We start from the raw sequence: 18461 nt of genomic DNA on the forward strand, positions 1-18461 counted from the left end.
CGCAGTTCTCGCACCGGACCTGCACAGGAAGGGATCAGGAACCGCCCGAGTACCCGCCCGCCGCGGACAGCCGGGTGAGGAAGTCGGCGGCCAACGGCGCCGCGACGGTCCCGCCCGAGGCCCCGTCGGTGACGAAGGCGGCGAAGGCCAGACCGCCCTGGTACCCGATCGTCCACGCGTGGGTGGCGGGCGGCACCGCGGTGCCGTACTCGGCCGTCCCCGTCTTGGCGTGGACCTCACCACCGGGCACCCCGGCGAGCGCCGTCGCGGTCCCGCTCGTGACGACGTCGCGCATGAGACCGGCGATGGTCCCGAGCAGCGCGGGTTCGGCGGCGCCGGCCGGCGCCGAGGGTGCGGCGGGCGCGGGGTCGACGACCACCTGGGGGCGGCGCAGTTCACCGGCCGCCACCGACGCGGCGGCCACCGCCATCGCCAGGGGGGAGGTGAGCGTGCGGCCCTGGCCGAAGCTCGCCGCGGCGAGGTCCACGGGCGACTGCGCCGGGGGCACCGAGCCGGCGAACGCGTCCACGCCGGTGGCCCACTCCGCCCCGACCCCCAGCGCGGCCGCCGCGGCCGGCAGGTCGTCGTCGCCCAGCCGAGGGCTCAGGCTCGCGAACGCGGTGTTGCACGAGCGCGCGAAGTCGGTGCGGAAGGGGACGTCCCCGAAGGCCTCGTCCTCGAAGTTCGAGAACGACCGGCCGTCGACCGTGTACGTCGGGGTGCAGGGCACGTTCTCGGCGACGTCGAGCCCGTGCCGCAGCAGGGCCAGCGTCGTGACCACCTTGAACGTCGACCCCGGGGGGAACCGGCCCGTCAGGGCGCGGTCTCCCCCGTCGACGGGGTAGTTGGCGACGGCGACGACGGCACCGGTGGCGACGTCGACCGCCACGAGCGCGGATTCCGCGGCCCGCGCGGCGAGCGCGTCGTCGGCGGCGCGCTGCACCGCGGCGTCGAGGGTCGTCGTGACGGCCTGGCCGGGGGCGGGCTCCACGCGGAACAGTTCCGCCGAACTCGCGTCCGCCCCACCGGTGGCCTGGACCGCGATGCCGACGCGGCCGGCGAGGCGCTCGTCGTAGGTCCGCTGCAACCCCGACAACCCCGAGAGGTCACCCGCCTCGTACCGGCCGCCGGAGGCCTCGACGACCTCCGCCGTGGCCTGCCCGACACTGCCGAGCAGGGCCCGGGCGAAACCCCGGGTGGGGGCCAAGGGCTGCGTGGACTCGGCGAACACGGCCCCGGGCACCGGTTGCAGGACGGCCCGCTGCGCGTCGTAGTCGCTGCGCCGCAACGTGATGACGTCGACGAACGCGTCGGGCGACGCCTTCTGGATCCGGGCGGCGAGGGCGACCGGGTCGACCCCGAGGGCCGCACCGAGGGCGTTCGCCGTGGCCACGGGGTCCTGGGTGCGGGAGGGCTGAACCCCCACCCGGACCACGGGGGTGGCGGTCACGACGGCCGACCCGTCGCGTCCCAGGACGTCCGCGCGGGCGGGGGCCGTCCGGTCGACCCGGAACACCGAACCCCCGGCCAGCGCCGGGTGCACGAGGGCGGGTTCCCACAGCGGGTGCCACGTGCCCGCGGAGCGGGCGAAGCGGACGGTGGTCGCGTACGCGAACCGCGCGCCGGGCGGTGCGCCGTGGGAGGCCGCCAGGTCGAACACCACCTCCAGCGCGGCGCTCGCCGACCGGGGGTCCTGCTCGTCCACGGTCGTCGAGGTGACGGACACGGCGGGCGCGGGCTGCGCGAGGTCGGCGGCCAGCCGGGCGTACTCGGCGCCGACGTCCGCGGGCAGCTGCCCACCGGGGGCCGCCTGGAACGGGACCGTCCCGAGGGTCCCGCCCGACCAGGCCGTCGCCAGCGCATCGGCGGCCGCCCGGAGGCCGTCCGCGGGGTCGTCGCGTCCCGAGACCAGCCACCACGCCCCGACGCCGGCCCCCGCGACGAGCACGGCGGACCCGGCGACCACCACGGCGCGGCGCCCGAGGTGCGACGCCCCCTCCCCGGGTGGGCCCGGAGCGCCGGCGGGGGGTCCGGACGACGAGGGCGGCTGCGCGCCCGGGGGCGTGGGCTCGGGGTCAGGTCCGTTGTCGGTCATCGCCCGTGATGCTCGCACGTCACGGGCTGCTAGCCTTCTGGGCGATGGAGGCGTCGCATAGTGGCCTAGTGCGCCCGCCTGCTAAGCGGGTTGAGGGCTAACACCCTCTCGCGGGTTCAAATCCCGCCGCCTCCGCCAGGGTCGAGGGCCCCGGTCGCACCACGCGACCGGGGCCCTCGCTCGTTCCCGGCGGAGGGCCACCCTCGCCGGGGGGCACCAGAAGCGTTGTGCCGCAACCGATTGGTGAGCGCGGCGGAAGCCCGCTACAGTAGGTCCAGTCAGCGCGTCACGGCGCGCCGGACGCGCCCGTAGCTCAACGGATAGAGCATCTGACTACGGATCAGAAGGTTAGGGGTTCGAATCCCTTCGGGCGCACACAGCAGGACGAGAGGCCCTCGGGACATCCCGGGGGCCTTTCGCCGTTCCCGGGCGTGTCACCTCCTCCGCCCGGGCTCGCCGGCCCCCGACCGGGCTCCCCACCCGAGCTCGACGCCCGCTCCCCGCCGGCCCCCGGGTCAGCCCGAGCGGCGGCCTCGGACAGGCCCCCTGGCACCCTTCAGCACCCCCTGCCCCTCGGCGACACCCGGCGGCACGCGGCAGCACCTGAACCCGAAATTCCTGTGGCCCCGCTCACAGGTCGCACCCACCCCCGCTGCCGGTTCCAGGAATGGATCTCCGCGCATTCCCCCCACCACCCGGCGGCGCCCCCGGGAACCCTTCCGCGCGTTCCCCGACCCGGCCGCTGAGAACCCCGGAGAACGCGCCGCCGAACCCCGGCGGGAACCGGCGACGGAGAACCTGCGCGCGGAGAACACCGGGTGGCCGGGGCCCACCGGGGCGCAACGGTTCTGGGGACCGCGCGGTTCACCCACCGGTTCGGCCGCTCCCGGAACCGCACAGTTCCTCCGCAGCTCTCCCGCGCAGATCCCGGGAGACGGGATGTCCCGGGGGCAGTAACTGCTCCGGTAAACGGGTCGTTCGATGCGCGAACTCCCGGAGAACTGTGGTTTCATTGCAGACGCCTTAATCCAGCCACTTCCCCCGGGAGCCCAGCATGGCAAGTCACGACGTCGCACTGAAGGTGGCCACCGAACTGCCCGTCGGTGCCGTCGACCTCGAGATCCCCGTCAAGCGGAACGGTCGCAAGATCGGCACCTTCACGGTGAACGCGAACGGTGTCTCGTGGAACCCGGCGACGGCCAAGGCCGCCACCACCGTGACGTGGGAAGACCTCCCCGCCGCGCTGGCCGGCACCCCCGCCGCCGCTGCCCCGGCCGCCGCTCCGGCGAAGAAGGCCGCTCCGGCCAAGAAGGCCGCCCCGGCCAAGAAGGCGGCCGCCAAGAAGGCCGCCCCCGCTCCGGTCGAGGAAACCCCGGCCCCCGCCGCCGAGACCCCGGCTCCCGCGGCCACCCCGGCCAAGAAGGCGACGACCAAGTCGGCCGCGAAGTCCGCCGCGAAGTCGACGGCCGCCACGTCGACCGCTGCCTCGACCACCAAGAAGGCCGCCGCGAAGAAGTCGACCCCCGCGTCGTCCTCCGGCGCCGTGGACGCCCGCGCCGTGCGCGAGTGGGCCGCCGCCAACGGGATCGCCGTCGCGCCGCGCGGCCCGATCTCCTCCAGCATCATCGACCAGTTCAAGGCTGCTCAGTGAGCTGAGCACCACTGGCACGCAGAGGGGGCGGGATCTTCGGATCCCGCCCCCTCTCGCGCGTCCACCGGTCCTCGCGACCGGGGAGCCGTCAGCGGAACCGCGGTGGCAGCGCCTTGCGGGCGATGCGTCCCACCCGGGTCCCCCGCCGTCGCGGCAGGTCCACCGCGCCCACCTCACCGAACAACTGCTCGCAGATGCGCACGTAGACCTGGTCGGGCATCGGCAACCGGTCCACGTCGCTCAGCGCCTGGTCCTGGCCGGCCGATTCCATGACCAGCTCGCCGTACCCGAGGAAGCGCCCGAGCAGCGAGCGGTTGTAGCTCATGTCGGTGACCTTCGACAGCGGCATCATCGCGACCTGGCGCTTCACGACGCCGTACGTCAGCAGCAACCGCTTGTCCGTGGCGATGAACCAGTCCCCCCGCCACTGGAGCCACTTCCAGACGGCCCGGCCGAGCAGGACCAGCCAGCCGAGGAACGTCACGTTCGGCAGGTACGGGACGTCGCCCGCGCGGACGACGAGCCACAACCACCCGCCGAGCCCGGTGACGCAGCTGAGCACCGGTTCGGCGAGCACGACGAGGTGGCGCCGCAGGCAGACCAGGCGCTTCTCGGTGCTCAGGACGTAGCGCCGGACGCGCTTCGGCGGGCGTTCCCACAACGGGTCGCCCGCCCGGCCGACGTCGCCCCGGGAACCCCCCACCGCGTCGTCCTGGTCGTCCAGCTCGTCGTCACCGTCGAGCTCGCCGGACGGCAGCGGGTCGTCGTCGTCCAGTTCCGGCAGGCGCGACGCCCCGCCGTCCGGGCCGTCCTCGCCGTGCACCACGCGCCACGTGCCGTCCCGGCGGGACTTGCGCAGCCGGGTGCCGGAGTACATGACGAGTTCCCGGCCCTCCTCGTCGAGGTCCGGCTCGTCACGGTGGCGGTCGTGCTTCAGCTGAGCAACCCGTTGAAGAAGCTCATGATGCTGTTGACGGCCCGGCCCAGCCATTCCCCGACACCGCGGACGAAGTCCGCCGCCTGCTCCGGAGAGCGGTACACCGCGTACAACGCGAAGACGACCAGGACCCACCACAGAACTCGGCGCCACTTCACGGGCCGGCTCCCTTCCGGCGTTCTCCGAGAACGCCCTGCTGCTCACCGATCGAGGACACGACTGCGCTGATCGGGGGACATCCTGCCGGAAAGGCCCCGGCAGCACGAAGCCCCGCGCCGCAGGATGAGCGGCACGGGGCTCGGGTGGGCCGGCGGGGCGCCTCAGACGACGCCGTACAGGCGGTCCCCAGCGTCACCGAGGCCGGGGACGATGTACCCGTTCTCGTCGAGGCGCTCGTCCACGGCGGCGGTGACGACGGTCACCTGCGCGTGCTCGTCGAACGCCGTCCGCACGACCTCCAACCCCTCCGGGGCGGCGAGCAGGCACAGCGCCGTGACGTCCTGCGCGCCCCGTTCCAGGAGGTAGGTGATGGAGGCGACGAGGGTTCCGCCGGTCGCCAGCATCGGGTCGAGCACGAAGCAGTGCCGGCCCGTGAGGTCGTCGGGCAACCGGTTCGCGTACGTCGTCGCCTGCAGCGTCTCCTCGTCCCGGATCATCCCGAGGAAGCCGACCTCGGCGGTCGGCAGCAGTCGCACCATGCCGTCGAGCATCCCCAGGCCCGCCCGCAGGATGGGCACCACGATGGGTTTGGGGGAACGGATGCGCACCCCCGTCGTGGGACCCACCGGGGTGGAGATCGGGTGCGGTTCCACCGCGACGTCCCGGGTGGCCTCGTAGGCCAGCAGCGTCACCAGTTCGTCGGCGAGGCGGCGGAACGTCGGGGAGTCGGTGCCGCGGTCCCGCAGGGCGGTCAGTTTGTGGGCGACGAGGGGGTGGTCGATGACGGACAGGCGCATGAGGCCCCAAAGTACGCCGCTCCGCCCCCGCCCGACGAGCCGCGGGCGCCCCACCAGCGCGGACACCAGCGCAGCGGTGGCCTCCGCCCGCCTGCTCCTGCCACGATGGGGACGTGGCGTACTTCACCGCAGTCCTTGCCCCCGAGGGTTCCGGCGACGACCGCGACTGGCGGTCGGTCGACATCGACCTCGAGGCGGGTTCCCCCGACGAACTCGGCGACGCCCTGCGCGGCGCCGTCGACGACGACCGCCCCGTGCTGGCCGTCCTGGAACGGGAGGACGAGTGGTTCGCCCTCGTGCGCACCGAGGGCGACATCGAGGTGAAGGTGTTCGTCTCCGACGCCGTCGCCGCGGCCGAGAGCGCGTACGCACCGCTGTTCGCGGAACTGCCCGCCGCGACGGGTCGGCCGGTGCGCGCCGCCCGGGACGAGGACGACGAGGACGGCGAGACCGGGCTCGAGGACGAGGACGGCGACGCCGACGAGGGAACCGCCGAACCCGCCCGCTCGGAGTCCGGGGTGGCCGAGGACGTCTGGGCCGGCGACCCCGAACTGCTCGGCGACCTCGGGGTCTCCGGTGACGTCCTCGTGCGCCTGGCCACCTCGAGCGCCGATCCGGCGGAGGCGACGGTGGAGATCGGCGAACTGCTCGGCTTCGCGGACGTCCTGGAGTCCCTGCGCTGAACGGCCCCGCCGTCCCCCCGCAGTGGTCGACGTGGGTGGGCGAGGCCCTGGACGAAGCGCGCCGGTGCCTGCAGACCGGTGACGTGCCCGTCGGCGCCCTCGTCGTGGACGCCACCGGGCAGGTCCTCGGCCGCGGCCGCAACGAACGCGAGGCGACCGCCGACCCCACCGCCCACGCCGAGGTCCTCGCCCTGCGCGCGGCGGCCCGGGCCCGCGGGGAGTGGCGCCTGTCCGGCTGCACCCTCGTGGTCACCCTCGAACCGTGCGTCATGTGCGCGGGGGCGACCGTCCTGTCCCGCGTGGACCGGCTCGTCTTCGGCGCTTGGGACCCGCGCTTCGGGGCGGCGGGTTCCCTCCGCGACGTCGTGCGCGACCCGCGGCTGAACCACGTCGTCGAGGTCGCCGGCGGTGTCCGGGAGGTCGAGTGCCGGGCGCTGCTCGACGACTTCTTCGCGCAGCGACGGGCCTGACGCGGGTGTGACGCGGGCGTGACGGAGGGCCCGTCACGCCGTGTAGGGTGGTCCCGCGACGCGAACGCCGGTGCCTGCACCAGCGGTCCGCGACGTGAACAGGGTGATGTGTCCGAGCGGCCTAAGGAGCACGCCTCGAAAGCGTGTGAGGGGGCAACTCCTCCGTGGGTTCAAATCCCACCGTCACCGCGTCACGAGAAGGGCCCCGGAACTGCGGTTCCGGGGCCCTTCCTCGTCGCTGGGGTCCTTCAGCAGGTGGGCGAGCCCGGCGGCAGCGGCGTCACGAGGGCGCCCTCGCCGAGCATCTGCTGGTAGCCGTCGCCGAGGCTGACGGTGACGGCCGTCGCCGCCGGGTCCGCGACGAGCTGGACCTCGGGGAAGCGCGCCGCGACCGTGACGGCCTGCTGGACGGCGGCCTCGGGGTAGGTGACGACCGCGGTGGCCGGTCCCGTGGGGGTGCCCGCGTTGCCGACCGTGCCCACGACGAAGCCACGGGTGCGCAGCTCCCCCGCCACGGACGCCGCCAGGCCCCGGCGGCTCGTGCCGTTCAGGACGCCGACGGTGACCTGACCGGGAGTGAGCAGGGCCGGCGGGGTCGCCGGCACGCAGCTCGTCGACGGCGCCGCCGACGGGGTCGTCGTGCGGCCGGGCTGCCAGCGGTCGCTGTAGACGAGGTAGGCGCCGCCGCCCACGGCGAGCACCAGCACCACGACGACGGCGAAGACGATGCGCTGGCGCACCATCCGAGCGCGCCGCTGTCCCGTCAGCCGCTCGTAGGACTCGACGTCGAGGTCGTCGTCGACCTCGGGCAGGACGTGGTCCTCCCGGTGCTCGTCCCGGTCGTCGTGCCGGCCTTCGTGCCCGTCCCGTTCGCGTGCCACTGCTCCCCCTCGTGCCCGTGTCCCCGCCCCGACCCTGCGCTCGGTCCGGCCCTCGGTCCGGTCCTCAGTCCGGCACGGTCAGGACGCGGGCGTGCAGGACCTGGCGCTGGTGCAGCGCGGCCCGCACGGCCCGGTGCAGGCCGTCCTCGAGGTAGAGGCGGCCGCGCCAGGAGACGACGTGGGCGAACAGGTCGCCGAAGAAGGTGGAGTCCTCCGCGAGGAGCGCGTCGAGGTCCAGCGTCCGCTTCGTGGTCGTGAGCTCGTCCAGCCGCACCTGCCGCGGCGGCACCTCGGACCACTGCGCGACGGTCTCGTACCCGTGGTCGGGGTACGGGCGCCCTTCGCCGACGGCCTGGAAGATCACGGTGCAGGAGTCTAGGGGTGGGGCGGCGGAGCGCTGCGGCACCGCGCCGAGGGGCCGTGAGAACCAGCGAGGCCCGCCCCGGAACGTGTCCGGGACGGGCCTCGTGCGGCGGAGGATAGGGGATTTGAACCCCTGAGGGCGTTAACCCAACACGCTTTCCAAGCGTGCGCCATAGGCCACTAGGCGAATCCTCCAGTGGCTCCAGCGTAGCGCCCCGTGACGGGTGCTCGTGACGCGCCCCGTGTCCCACCCCCGTCCCCGCCCCGTTGGCGGAGGCGGTTGGACCCGGGGCCGGAGCCTGTCGTACGGTGGTCGCAGACCCCTCGTGCGGCGTCACCCCGTCAAACCCCCCCAGGGCCGGAAGGCAGCAAGGGTAGATGGGCTCTGACGGGTGTGCGGGGGGTCCCTTCGTTCCCGCAGCAGCTGTCCACACCCCCGGACGACGACGGCGGGGCGTGTCGGAGGGGCGGGTTAGCCTCGGACCCGTGACGACAGCGCTCTACCGCCGGTACCGGCCCGAGGCCTTCTCCGAGGTCATCGGCCAGGAGCACGTCACGACCCCGCTCATGCACGCCCTGTCCAAGGGCCGCGTGACGCACGCCTACCTCTTCTCCGGGCCCCGCGGGTGCGGCAAGACGACGAGCGCCCGCATCCTGGCCCGCTGCCTGAACTGCGCGCAGGGCCCGACGCCGACCCCGTGCGGGACGTGCGACTCCTGCCTGGACCTGGCCAACGGCGGCCCGGGCAGCATCGACGTCGTCGAGATCGACGCGGCCTCCCACAACGGCGTCGACGACGCCCGCGACCTGCGCGAGCGCGTCTCCTTCGCCCCGGCGCGCGACCGCTTCAAGGTCTACATCCTCGACGAGGCCCACATGGTCACGGCGGCGGGCTTCAACGCGCTGCTCAAGACGGTCGAGGAACCGCCCCCGCACGTGAAGTTCGTCTTCGCCACGACCGAGCCGGACAAGGTCCTGACGACCATCCGGTCGCGCACCCACCACTACCCGTTCCGCCTCGTGCCCCCGGCCCAGCTCACGACGTACCTCGGCGAGCTGGCGGAGAAGGAGGGCGTGCAGATCGGCAAGGGCGTGCTGCCCCTCGTCGTCCGCGCGGGCGGGGGGTCCGTCCGCGACACCCTGTCGGTCCTGGACCAGCTCATCGCCGGGGCCGGCGAGGACGGCGTCACCTACGACATCGCGGTCGCGCTCCTGGGGTACACGCACGCCTCCCTCCTCGACGACGTGATCGAGGCGATCGCGGCCGGGGACGCGGCGACGGTCTTCCGGGCCGTCGAACGGGTCGTCGACACCGGTCAGGAACCGCGCCGGTTCGCCGACGACCTGCTGCAGCGCCTGCGCGACCTCGTCATCGTCGCCGCCGTCGGCGACGCCGCCGGAGACGCCCTGGCCGTCCCCGAGGACGCCCTCGAACGGCTGCAGGCCCAGGCCGCCCACCTGGGACGGAACGAGCTGTCCCGCGCCGCCGACGTCGTGGCCGCCGGGCTGGAGCAGATGACGGGCGCGACGTCGCCGCGGCTGCAGCTCGAACTCCTCTGCGCACGCCTGCTGCTGCCGGGCGCCGACACCGACGGCGGCCTCGGGACGCGGCTGGACCGGCTGGAGCGCCGCATCTCCGCCGCCGGTGGCGTACCGGCCGCCGTCCCCTCGGCCGCCCCCGCGCCTGCGCCCGCCGCCACCCCGGCACCGGCGCCCACGCCCGCCCCGACGCCCACCCCCACCGACCCCGCACCGGAGCCCGACCCCACGCCGGGCCCGGCGCCCACGGGGGGTTCCTCCGGGGGTGGCTGGCCGGCCGCCCGCACCCCCGGCTCCCCGGCCCCGGAACCACGTCCCGGCCCCGAGCCGGCGAGCCCCACCGCGGGTGGGCTGCCCGGCTCCCCCGCCCCGACGCCCGTCCCGGTCGACGCCCCGCCGCCGTCCGCGCCCGCGGCCGGGGGCGACGCCGAGACGGTCCGGCGCCTGTGGACCGAGGTGCTCGGCGCTCTGTTCACCGTCAAGCGGCTCACGTGGTCCCTCGTCGCCGAGAACGCGACGGTCGCGGACTTCCGCGGTGGCGTCCTGAGCCTGCAGTTCCGCTCCCCGCAGCTCGCGGCCCGCTTCGCGCGCGGCAACGACGCGGGGTTCGTCGCCGAGGCGCTGTTCCAGGTCACGGGCATCGAGGCCAAGGTCCAGGCCGTCGGCGGCGAGGCGCCCGGCGGTGGTGCGGGTGCCCGCGGGGGCGGGCAGCGCCCGTCCCGGGGCGGGTGGTCGGCCCCGGCGCGCCCGTCCGCACCCACGCCCGCCGCTGCACCTGCACCGTCCGGCGGTCAGCAGGGCGGGCAGCCGTCCCGCGGGCCCGCCGGAGGTCAGCAGCCCCCCGCCCCGCAGCAGCAGCGGTCCGCCCCGGCGTCGCCCGCACCCGCCTCCACGCCTGCGGGCAACGACTACTACGCCGACGTCCCCCCGCCGGAGGAGCCGATCGAGGACCCGGGCGAGGAACAGCTCTCCCGTCCCCGCCGCGCGGAACCGACCGCGCCCCCGTCCGTGCCGGCGCCGGCCGTGTCCCCTGCACCGGTGGCGGTCGCCGTCGCGCCGGAGGACGACACCCCCAGCCGCGACGACGAGGACGCCGAGGACGCCGGGCTCGTGGGGATCGCGGTCGTCGAGCAGATCCTCGGCGGCCGGGTGCTCAGCGACGACTCGTGACCGCACGCGACGGCACCTGACGACACCTGACGGCGCGGGACCGCGCGCGGTGACGCTCGGTGGTCCGGTCCTGCCCGGACGGCCACGTAGGCTCGGGGCGTGTACGAAGGAGTCGTCCAGGACCTGATCGACGAGCTCGGTCGGCTCCCCGGCGTGGGGCCCAAGAGCGCCCAGCGCATCGCGTTCCACCTGCTCGCGGCCGACGCCGACGACGTCAAGCGCCTCGCCGAGGTGCTCACCGAGGTCAAGAGCCGCGTCCGGTTCTGCACCGTCTGCGGCAACGTGGCGCAGGAGGAGCTGTGCCGGGTGTGCCGCGACCCGCGCCGCGACCCGAGCGTCATCTGCGTCGTCGAGGAGGCCAAGGACGTCGTGGCCATCGAGAAGACGCGCGAGTTCCGCGGCCGCTACCACGTGCTCGGCGGCGCGATCAGCCCCATGGAGGGCATCGGCCCGGACGACCTGCGGATGCGCGAGCTGCTCTCCCGCTTGTCCGACGGCGAGGTGACCGAGACGATCATCGCGACGGACCCCAACCTCGAGGGCGAGGCCACCGCGACGTACCTGGCGCGGCTGCTCAAGCCCATGGGGATCAGGGTGACCCGCCTGGCCTCCGGCCTCCCGGTCGGCGGTGACCTGGAGTACGCGGACGAGGTGACGCTCGGACGGGCGTTCGCCGGACGGAGGTCCCTCGATGGCTGACCCGACCCCGACCGAGCTCACCGACCTGACGCGGCTCGCCGACGCCACGGCCGCCGAGGTCCGCGACTACCTCTCCAGCGTCACCGAGGTCGCGACGGGCCGGATGGACTCCACCGCCCTGTCGGTCCTGCTGCTCGCCGTCAGCCAGACGCTGCTCACCGGCGCACGGCTGGGGGCCGTCGACGACATCGTCCCCGCGCGCCGCTTCGAGCCGGACGCGGGCCCGGACCCCGACGTCGACCCCGTGCGGACCAGCCTGGCCAACGTCCTGGAGGGCCTGGACGACTACGCCGACGTCGTCGACCCGTTGACCAACGCCAAGCTCGTGCGCGGGGCGCTCTCGGACGACCTGGCCTCGATCGCCGCCGACCTCGAGCACGGCCTGCGCCACCACGAGCGCGGCGACGTCACCGAGGCGCTGTGGTGGTGGCAGTTCTCCTACCTGTCCTCCTGGGGCCCGCGGGCGACGGCGGCGCTGCGCGTGCTGCAGTCGCTGCTGGCCCACCTGCGGCTCGACGTCGACGCCGAGACGGCCGCCGACGCCGAGTTCGACGCCCTGCACCCCTGATCCACTCGTCCCCGGGAGCTCGCTGCAACCGGGTGCTCGACAGCACCAGGCGCCGCTCCTACATGCCGGGCGGGTCGTAGCGGGCGCACCTCTGCTGTCCCCAGGCGAACGCCGTCTCGCAGACCCAGTCCTCCAGAGGTTCGCCGAGGTGGGCGGCGATCTGGGCGTCGTCGGCCGGCACGTCGACGTCCCACGGGTCCGCCACCCACCACGGTGAGAGCAGCGGTTCCTCGTGTCGTCCGTCGGGGACGTCGATGCGCACCCAGACGTCACCGGCACGTCCGTCCACGCCCCAGTGCACGCTGAGAGCTTCGATCTCCTCGGGCCGCAGCACGCTGGTCACCACCGGCTCGACGACTCGCCGGCGCAGCTCGGCGAGCTGCTCGTCGTCGGCGTCGGTGACGGGCCCGGGGCGGGGTGCCTGCTCACCGGGAAGGGGGACGGTGTTGACCTGCGCGCGCCGCGACGCGGTGCCTCGGGGACGGTAGCGACGGTGTTCCTCCACGCCTCCAGCGTGCCCGGGTGCGGTGCGCGACGTGGCGCACTGCGGGACGGGCGCGGTGCGACCCGTCGCCCGGCGTCCAGGGGGTCGGCACGTACCGCTCCAGCGCCGCGACGCCCGATCCCTGCTGCCGGTTCCCCAGCAGGGCACCTCTCTGGACACATTGCCCAGCAGGTCAGCCCGGGGGTGAGCACGGCCCGGAGCACCGTGAGCGCTTCCGTAGAATCCCGCTCGTGGCTCTCGTGGTGCAGAAGTTCGGCGGTTCCTCGGTCGCTGATGCCGACGGCATCAAGCGTGTCGCGAAGCGCATCGCCGCGACCAAGCGCGCCGGCCACGAGGTCGTCGTCGTGGTCTCGGCGATGGGTGACACGACGGACGAGCTCATCGACCTCGCCGAGCAGGTCAGCCCCATGCCCCCGGCGCGCGAGCTGGACATGCTGCTGACCTCGGGCGAGCGGATCTCGATGGCGGTCCTCGCCATGGCGATCTCCAACCTGGGGCTGGAGGCGCGCTCGTTCACCGGCTCCCAGGCCGGCGTCATCACCGACTCCTCGCACGGCCGGGCCCGCATCATCGACGTCACGCCCGGTCGCATCCGCGCCGCCCTCGACGAGGGCGCCATCGCGATCGTCGCCGGCTTCCAGGGCGTCAGCCAGGACACGAAGGACATCACCACCCTGGGCCGGGGCGGGTCGGACACCACCGCCGTCGCCCTGGCGGCGGCCCTGAAGGCCGACGTCTGCGAGATCTACACCGACGTCGACGGCGTCTACACCGCCGACCCGCGCATCGTCCCGACGGCCCGGAAGATCAACCGGATCCTGACGGAGGACATGCTGGAGATGGCTGCCAACGGCGCCAAGATCCTCATGCTCCGGTGCGTGGAGTACGCCCGGAACTACGACCTCCCGATCCACGTCCGCAGCTCGTTCAGCCCGCACGAGGGGACCTGGGTGACCGACTCCCCGATCCCCGCCGCCTTCAGGAACACCCAGACCGGGGAGGAACCCGTGGAGCAGCCGATCATCTCCGGTGTCGCGCACGACCGCAGCGAGGCCAAGATCACCGTCGTGGGGGTGCCGGACAACCCCGGCACCGCGGCCGCGATCTTCAAGGCCGTCGCGCAGGCCGAGATCAACATCGACATGATCGTGCAGAACGTCGCCGCCGGGGCGTCGGGGCGCACGGACATCTCCTTCACGCTGCCCAAGGCCGAGGGCTCGCGGGCGATGGCCGCCCTCGACAAGGCGCAGGCCTCGATCGGGTTCGAGCGGGTCGAGTACGACGACCAGATCGGCAAGGTCTCCCTCATCGGCGTCGGGATGCGCTCGCACCCGGGGGTCTCGGCGACGTTCTTCGAGGCGCTGGGCAGCGAGGCCATCAACATGGAGATGATCTCGACGTCCGAGATCCGCATCTCGGTCGTGACCCGCGCCGACCAGCTCGACGACGCCGTGCGCGCCATCCACACCGCGTTCGGCCTGGACGCTGACGCAGAAGCCGTGGTCTACGGAGGTACCGGACGATGAGCACCCGCAAGCCCACCCTCGCGGTCGTCGGCGCCACCGGCGCCGTCGGCACCGTGATGCTCGGCATCCTGTCCGAGCGGCCCGACGTGTGGGGCGAGATCCGTCTCGTCGCCTCCGCCCGCTCCGCCGGCAAGGTCCTGCAGGTCCGCGGCGAGGACGTCGTCGTGCGCGAACTGACGCCCGAGGTCTTCGACGGCGTCGACGTCGCGATGTTCGACGTCCCCGACGAGGTGTCCGCGGTGTGGGCGCCCATCGCCGCCGAGCGCGGCGCGGTGGCCGTCGACAACTCCGGCGCGTTCCGCATGGACGACGAGGTCCCCCTCGTCGTCCCCGAGGTCAACGGCGACGCCGCGCGCAACCGCCCCAAGGGCATCATCGCCAACCCGAACTGCACGACCCTGACGATGATGGACGCCCTCGGCGCCCTGCACTCGAAGTGGCAGCTCACCGAGCTCGTCGTCGCCAGCTACCAGGCGGCCTCGGGCGCCGGGCAGCCCGGCGTGGACCGGCTGTACGACGAGATCGAGGTCATCGCCGGCCAGCGGAGCCTCGGCTCGGCCGCGGGCGACACCGCGAAGGTCGTCTCCGAGAAGCTGGGCGACGACTCCCCGTTCCAGACCCACCTCGCCCTCAACGTCATCCCGGTCGCCGGGTCGCTGAAGGACGACGGCTGGACGAGCGAGGAGCTCAAGGTCCGCAACGAGTCCCGCAAGATCCTCGGGATCCCCGACCTCAAGGTGTCCGCGACCTGCGTCCGCGTGCCGGTGCAGACGACGCACTCCCTCGCCGTGCACGCGACGTTCGCGCAGCCGGTGACGGTGGCCGAGGCGACCGCGGCGCTCGAGGCGGCGCCGAGCGTCGACGTCCAGGACGACCTCGCGAACGGCGTCTTCCCGACGCCGGCGCGCACCGTCGGCGGGGACCCGACCGTCGTCGGCCGCCTGCGCCAGGCGCTGGACTTCCCGAACACGCTGGACCTGTTCGTCTGCGGCGACAACCTCCGCAAGGGTGCCGCGCTGAACACGGCGCAGATCGCCGAGCTGATCGCGGCCGAGCTCACCGCCTGAGCCGATCTGCTGCGAAGGCCCCGACCGCGATCGCGGTCGGGGCCTTCGCCGTCCCGGGTTCAGAGCCCCCGGATCCCCAGGGCCGCGTTGTGGGCCTGGCAGCGGGCGTACCCGGTGGCGGCCGAGACGGCGAAGGCGGCGATCCACACCGGGACCGTGAAGAACAGGGAGAAGCCGATCGTGGCGGTGGCGAGGAGCGCCGCGATCGGTGCGCAGACGACCTGCGCGACGATGAAGGCGACGCCCAGCCCGACCTGTCCGGCGTAGCAGTTCCCGGCCCCGAGCCAGAGGAACGAGAACAGCACCGCCAGCCCGGGGTTCTTGGCCGGCACGAACACGACCTGGCGGGGGCCCTGCCCGTACGGCACGACGGGGCCCTGCGGTGGTGGCTGCGGTTGCCACGCCTGCCGTTCCCGCACCGGATCCCGGTCCTGCCACGCGCGGCCGTCACTCGGCCCCGGCTGGAAACCGCTCACGTCGTCCCCCGTTCGTCGGACCGCCATCGTGGCAGTCGTCGTGCCGGGCTGTCAGGACCCGCCCGGTTCCGGGCCCACGAGCAGCTCCCGGCAGCGGGCGTGGGCCGAGGCCCCGGCGACCGCGACGGCGGCCAGCCACACCGGCACCGAGACGAGCAGCGAGACGCCGAGGGTGATCGAGGCGACGAGGCCGGCGAGCGGCAGGCAGACGAGCTGCGCGAGCGCGAGCGTCACGCCGAGCCCGATCTGGCCGGCGTAGCAGTTGCCGGCCCCGAGCCAGAGGAACGTCAGGAGCACGGCCACACCGGGCCGGCGGCCCGGGGCCAGCGACGGAGGCGGCGTGGCCGCGAGATCGGCGGGGGCGACGACAGCTGGCGCAGCGCCCTGCCACGCCCCGTCGTCGTCCCACTCGTGTCCGTGCACCCCGTGCCCCCGCTCGTCGGCGCCATCGTGGCACCGGCCCGGGTCCCCCGCCCGCCCACGCGCCGGGGCGGTGATCACCCGCGCGACGGGAGGGCGCGCGGTGCAGCAGACTGCGGACGTGGCCGAGACCGTCTCCCGACTGCGACTGCCGGTGCGGCGTCCGACCCCGCCGGTGCTGGCCATCGTGGGCCGCTTCGCGTTCGCGTTGGCCTTGGTGCTGGTGAGCTGGGGCGTCGTCTACCTCGAACGCGACGGCTACCGCGACAACGTCGACGGCGCGCTGTCCGGCCTCGACGCGCTCTACTACACGACCGTCACGCTCTCGACGACCGGCTACGGCGACATCGTCCCGGTGACCGACGGGGCCCGGCTGGTCAACGCGCTCTTCGTGACGCCGGTCCGCATCCTGTTCGTCGTCGTCCTCGTCGGCACGACCATCTCGGCGCTCACCGAGCGCTCCCGCACCGAGATCCGCCTCGCGCGGTGGAGGGCCCGCATGCGCGACCACGTCATCGTCCTCGGCTACGGCACGAAGGGCCGCAACGCGGTCCGGGAGCTGAGGTCGACGGGGACCCCCGCCGACCGGATCCTCGTCGTCGACCGCAGCCCGATCGCCACGGCCGACGCCGCCCGCGACGGCTACCTGTGCGTCACGGGCGACGTCACGCGCTCGGAGACGTTCGTCACGGCGCTGGCCGGGCGGGCCCACACGGTCCTCGTGGCCGTCGACCGGGACGACACGGCCATCCTGGCGACCCTCGCGCTGCGCCGGCTCAACCCCCGCGCCACCGTCGTCGTCACCGCGCGGGAGGCCGAGCACGCGGACCTGCTGAAGCAGTCGGGCGCCGACTCCGTCGTCGTGACGTCCGAGACGACGGGCCGGCTGCTGGGCCTGGCCGCCGGCAGCCCGGCGGCCGTCGAGGTCGTGGAGGACCTGGTGTCCTTCGGCTCCGGCCTCGACCTGGAGGAGGTGCCGCTGCGCCCACAGGACGAGGGTCGGCGCCCCGGGGACCTCGACGTCCCCGTCCTGGCGGTGCTGCGCGACGGGCGGACCCTGCTCTACCACCAGGTCGAGACCCTGCAGGCCGGTGACCGGCTGCTGCAGGTCACCGGCCGCTGAACGTCAGCTCGCGCTGACCGTCCCGCGCGCCCGGCCCACGGCGCGCATGACGTGGTAGATGCCGATGGCGGCGACCGTGCCGAGCGCGATGCCCGCGAACGTGAGCCCGCCCGAGGTGGTGAGGGTGTAGTTCGCGATGCCGACGATGAGCGCGACGGCCGCGGTCGTGAGGTTCACCGGGTCGGAGAAGTCGACCTTGTTCTGCACCCAGATGCGGGCGCCGAGGACCCCGATCATCCCGTACAGCAGGGTCGCGGCACCGCCGAGGACCCCGGGCGGGATGGATCCGATGAGCGCCCCGAACTTGGGCGAGAACGACAGGACGAGGGCCCCGGCGGCCGCGACCCAGTAGGCCGCGGTCGAGTACACCTTCGAGGCCGCCATGACGCCGATGTTCTCCGCGTACGTCGTCGTCCCCGAGCCGCCGCCCAGGCCGGCCAGCGTGGTGGCCAGACCGTCGGCGAGCAGCGCCCGGCCCGCGAGCGGGTCGAGGTCGCGGCCGGTCATCGCGGCGACCGACTTCACGTGCCCGACGTTCTCGGCGACGAGGACGAACACGACGGGCAGGAACAGCGCGAGCTCGTCGAGGTGCACCTGCGGCGCCCGGAACTCCGGCAGGCCCACCCACGCGGCCTGCTCCACGGCGGTCCAGGAGACGAGCCCCCGCAGGGCCGCGACGGCGTACCCGACGGCGACGCCGAGCAGGATCGCGAGCCGCCCGAGCAGCCCGCGGAACAGCACGCTGGCCAGGGCGATCGCGAGCAGGGTGACGATCCCGCCGAGCGGGTCGGCCCGGAAACCGGACGTCTCCGTCGTCCCCCACGCCGCGGGCGCGAGGTTCAGGCCGATGAGCGCCACGATCGTGCCGGTGACGACCGGCGGCATGACGACGTCGATCCAGCGGGACCCGACGAGGTGCACCACGAGGCCGACGACGGCCAGCAGCAGACCGGTGACGAGGACGCCGCCGGTCGCCGAGCCCGACGAGCTGGCGAGGATCGGCGCGATGAAAGCGAAGGAGGACCCCAGGTAGCTGGGCAGCCGGTTGCGCGTGACGAGCAGGAACAGCGCGGTGCCGACGGCGGAGAAGAACAGCGTCGTGGCGACGGGGAACCCCGTGAGCGCCGGGACGAGGACCGTCGAGCCGAACATCGCGACGACGTGCTGCAACCCGATGCCGACGGTCCGGCCCCACGAGAGGCGTTCGTCGGGGGCGACGACCTCACCCGGGGAGACCGACCGTCCGTCACCGTGGAGCCGCCAGCCCGTCCTCGAGGTGGTCCCTGCCATCGCACGTCCTCTCGTTCCGGCCCGTCCGCCGCGGGCCCCGCG

19 protein-coding genes, 4 tRNA genes and 1 other RNA gene are annotated in these 18461 nt (G+C 74.0%); 13 read left to right on the forward strand and 11 right to left on the reverse strand.

Annotated elements, in window-relative coordinates; genetic code table 11:
* Positions 1 to 34: 34 nt before the first annotated feature.
* Complete coding sequence (locus ACFEMC_RS18985; protein WP_380171068.1) at positions 35 to 2095, reverse strand: penicillin-binding transpeptidase domain-containing protein; 2061 nt, start codon at positions 2093 to 2095, stop codon at positions 35 to 37.
* Between the two features lie 46 nt (positions 2096 to 2141).
* Here ACFEMC_RS18985 and ACFEMC_RS18990 point away from each other — a divergent pair.
* From ACFEMC_RS18990 to ACFEMC_RS19000, 3 genes are all read left to right on the forward strand, one after another.
* Positions 2142 to 2233: transfer RNA gene (locus tag ACFEMC_RS18990), tRNA-Ser, on the forward strand.
* A gap of 164 nt (positions 2234 to 2397) precedes the next feature.
* A tRNA-Arg gene (locus ACFEMC_RS18995) sits at positions 2398 to 2470 on the forward strand.
* A gap of 679 nt (positions 2471 to 3149) precedes the next feature.
* On the forward strand, positions 3150 to 3746 hold the full coding sequence (locus tag ACFEMC_RS19000) for a histone-like nucleoid-structuring protein Lsr2 (RefSeq protein WP_380171069.1): 597 nt from the start codon (positions 3150 to 3152) through the stop codon (positions 3744 to 3746).
* An 88-nt stretch (positions 3747 to 3834) separates the two neighbouring features.
* Here ACFEMC_RS19000 and ACFEMC_RS19005 read toward each other — a convergent pair whose 3' ends face one another.
* The 3 genes from ACFEMC_RS19005 to upp all read right to left on the reverse strand — a co-directional run bounded on the left by ACFEMC_RS19005 (position 3835) and on the right by upp (position 5639).
* Positions 3835 to 4623 carry a PH domain-containing protein gene (locus ACFEMC_RS19005; protein WP_380171070.1) on the reverse strand — a complete coding sequence of 263 codons (789 nt, stop codon included), beginning with the start codon at positions 4621 to 4623 and terminating at the stop codon, positions 3835 to 3837.
* Positions 4624 to 4679: 56 nt separating this feature from the next.
* On the reverse strand, positions 4680 to 4841 hold the full coding sequence (locus ACFEMC_RS19010; protein ID WP_367636590.1) for a hypothetical protein: 162 nt from the start codon (positions 4839 to 4841) through the stop codon (positions 4680 to 4682).
* A 162-nt stretch (positions 4842 to 5003) separates the two neighbouring features.
* Positions 5004 to 5639 (reverse strand): uracil phosphoribosyltransferase, encoded by a 636-nt coding sequence (gene upp / locus ACFEMC_RS19015; protein ID WP_380171071.1) that lies wholly within the window; start codon positions 5637 to 5639, stop codon positions 5004 to 5006.
* A gap of 113 nt (positions 5640 to 5752) precedes the next feature.
* Here upp and ACFEMC_RS19020 point away from each other — a divergent pair, with 113 nt between their 5' ends.
* The 3 genes from ACFEMC_RS19020 (at position 5753) to ACFEMC_RS19030 (ending at position 6981) form a co-directional block, all read left to right on the forward strand.
* Positions 5753 to 6322 carry a hypothetical protein gene (locus tag ACFEMC_RS19020; protein ID WP_380171072.1) on the forward strand — a complete coding sequence of 190 codons (570 nt, stop codon included), beginning with the start codon at positions 5753 to 5755 and terminating at the stop codon, positions 6320 to 6322.
* A gap of 35 nt (positions 6323 to 6357) precedes the next feature.
* Positions 6358 to 6792: a tRNA adenosine(34) deaminase TadA gene (gene tadA / locus ACFEMC_RS19025; RefSeq protein ID WP_380171073.1), complete on the forward strand. Its 435-nt coding sequence runs from the start codon at positions 6358 to 6360 to the stop codon at positions 6790 to 6792.
* Positions 6793 to 6894: 102 nt separating this feature from the next.
* Positions 6895 to 6981, forward strand: a tRNA-Ser gene (locus ACFEMC_RS19030).
* A 59-nt stretch (positions 6982 to 7040) separates the two neighbouring features.
* Here ACFEMC_RS19030 and ACFEMC_RS19035 read toward each other — a convergent pair.
* The 3 genes from ACFEMC_RS19035 to ACFEMC_RS19045 form a co-directional block, all read right to left on the reverse strand.
* Complete coding sequence (locus tag ACFEMC_RS19035) at positions 7041 to 7673, reverse strand: LytR C-terminal domain-containing protein (protein ID WP_380171074.1); 633 nt, start codon at positions 7671 to 7673, stop codon at positions 7041 to 7043.
* 64 nt (positions 7674 to 7737) lie between these two features.
* Complete coding sequence (locus ACFEMC_RS19040; protein ID WP_380171075.1) at positions 7738 to 8037, reverse strand: type II toxin-antitoxin system VapB family antitoxin; 300 nt, start codon at positions 8035 to 8037, stop codon at positions 7738 to 7740.
* A 109-nt stretch (positions 8038 to 8146) separates the two neighbouring features.
* Positions 8147 to 8231, reverse strand: a tRNA-Ser gene (locus ACFEMC_RS19045).
* Positions 8232 to 8351: 120 nt separating this feature from the next.
* On the opposite strand from ACFEMC_RS19045, the gene ffs reads away from it, so the two are divergent.
* The 4 genes from ffs to ACFEMC_RS19065 all read left to right on the forward strand — a co-directional run bounded on the left by ffs (position 8352) and on the right by ACFEMC_RS19065 (position 12012).
* Positions 8352 to 8448, forward strand: an RNA gene (ffs, locus tag ACFEMC_RS19050) — signal recognition particle sRNA small type.
* 74 nt (positions 8449 to 8522) lie between these two features.
* Positions 8523 to 10745, forward strand: coding sequence for a DNA polymerase III subunit gamma and tau (locus ACFEMC_RS19055; RefSeq protein ID WP_380171076.1), 2223 nt, complete (start codon positions 8523 to 8525; stop codon positions 10743 to 10745).
* A gap of 99 nt (positions 10746 to 10844) precedes the next feature.
* Positions 10845 to 11444: a recombination mediator RecR gene (gene recR, locus ACFEMC_RS19060; RefSeq protein WP_367636583.1), complete on the forward strand. Its 600-nt coding sequence runs from the start codon at positions 10845 to 10847 to the stop codon at positions 11442 to 11444.
* The gene (locus tag ACFEMC_RS19065; RefSeq protein ID WP_380171077.1) at positions 11437 to 12012 is read left to right on the forward strand and encodes a DUF5063 domain-containing protein; all 576 of its coding nucleotides are present in this window, start codon (positions 11437 to 11439) and stop codon (positions 12010 to 12012) included. The genes recR and ACFEMC_RS19065 overlap by 8 nt, the downstream gene beginning before the upstream one ends.
* 58 nt (positions 12013 to 12070) lie before the next feature.
* Here the strand turns inward: ACFEMC_RS19065 and ACFEMC_RS19070 are convergent, their stop codons facing one another.
* Positions 12071 to 12517: a hypothetical protein gene (locus ACFEMC_RS19070; RefSeq protein ID WP_380171078.1), complete on the reverse strand. Its 447-nt coding sequence runs from the start codon at positions 12515 to 12517 to the stop codon at positions 12071 to 12073.
* A 230-nt stretch (positions 12518 to 12747) separates the two neighbouring features.
* On the opposite strand from ACFEMC_RS19070, the gene ACFEMC_RS19075 reads away from it, so the two are divergent.
* Positions 12748 to 14043: an aspartate kinase gene (locus ACFEMC_RS19075; protein WP_380171079.1), complete on the forward strand. Its 1296-nt coding sequence runs from the start codon at positions 12748 to 12750 to the stop codon at positions 14041 to 14043.
* A complete protein-coding gene (locus ACFEMC_RS19080; protein WP_380171080.1) occupies positions 14040 to 15110 on the forward strand; it encodes an aspartate-semialdehyde dehydrogenase in 1071 nt (356 codons plus the stop codon). The genes ACFEMC_RS19075 and ACFEMC_RS19080 overlap by 4 nt, the downstream gene beginning before the upstream one ends.
* A gap of 59 nt (positions 15111 to 15169) precedes the next feature.
* Here ACFEMC_RS19080 and ACFEMC_RS19085 read toward each other — a convergent pair whose 3' ends face one another.
* Together ACFEMC_RS19085 and ACFEMC_RS19090 are read right to left on the reverse strand one after the other, a co-directional pair.
* Positions 15170 to 15478, reverse strand: a complete 309-nt coding sequence (locus tag ACFEMC_RS19085; protein ID WP_380171081.1) for a hypothetical protein — start codon at positions 15476 to 15478, stop codon at positions 15170 to 15172.
* 159 nt (positions 15479 to 15637) lie between these two features.
* Complete coding sequence (locus ACFEMC_RS19090) at positions 15638 to 16009, reverse strand: hypothetical protein (protein WP_380171082.1); 372 nt, start codon at positions 16007 to 16009, stop codon at positions 15638 to 15640.
* A 118-nt stretch (positions 16010 to 16127) separates the two neighbouring features.
* Between ACFEMC_RS19090 and ACFEMC_RS19095 the strand changes: the two genes are divergently transcribed.
* Positions 16128 to 17129, forward strand: a complete 1002-nt coding sequence (locus tag ACFEMC_RS19095) for a potassium channel family protein (protein WP_380171083.1) — start codon at positions 16128 to 16130, stop codon at positions 17127 to 17129.
* A gap of 3 nt (positions 17130 to 17132) precedes the next feature.
* On the opposite strand, the gene ACFEMC_RS19100 is transcribed toward ACFEMC_RS19095, so the two are convergent.
* Entirely contained in the window at positions 17133 to 18419 is a 1287-nt protein-coding gene (locus ACFEMC_RS19100; RefSeq protein WP_380171084.1) for a uracil-xanthine permease family protein, read from the reverse strand.
* Positions 18420 to 18461 lie beyond the last annotated feature (42 nt).

This window comes from Kineococcus sp. DHX-1 (assembly GCF_042473625.1).
Classification (GTDB): Bacteria; Actinomycetota; Actinomycetes; order Actinomycetales; family Kineococcaceae; genus Kineococcus.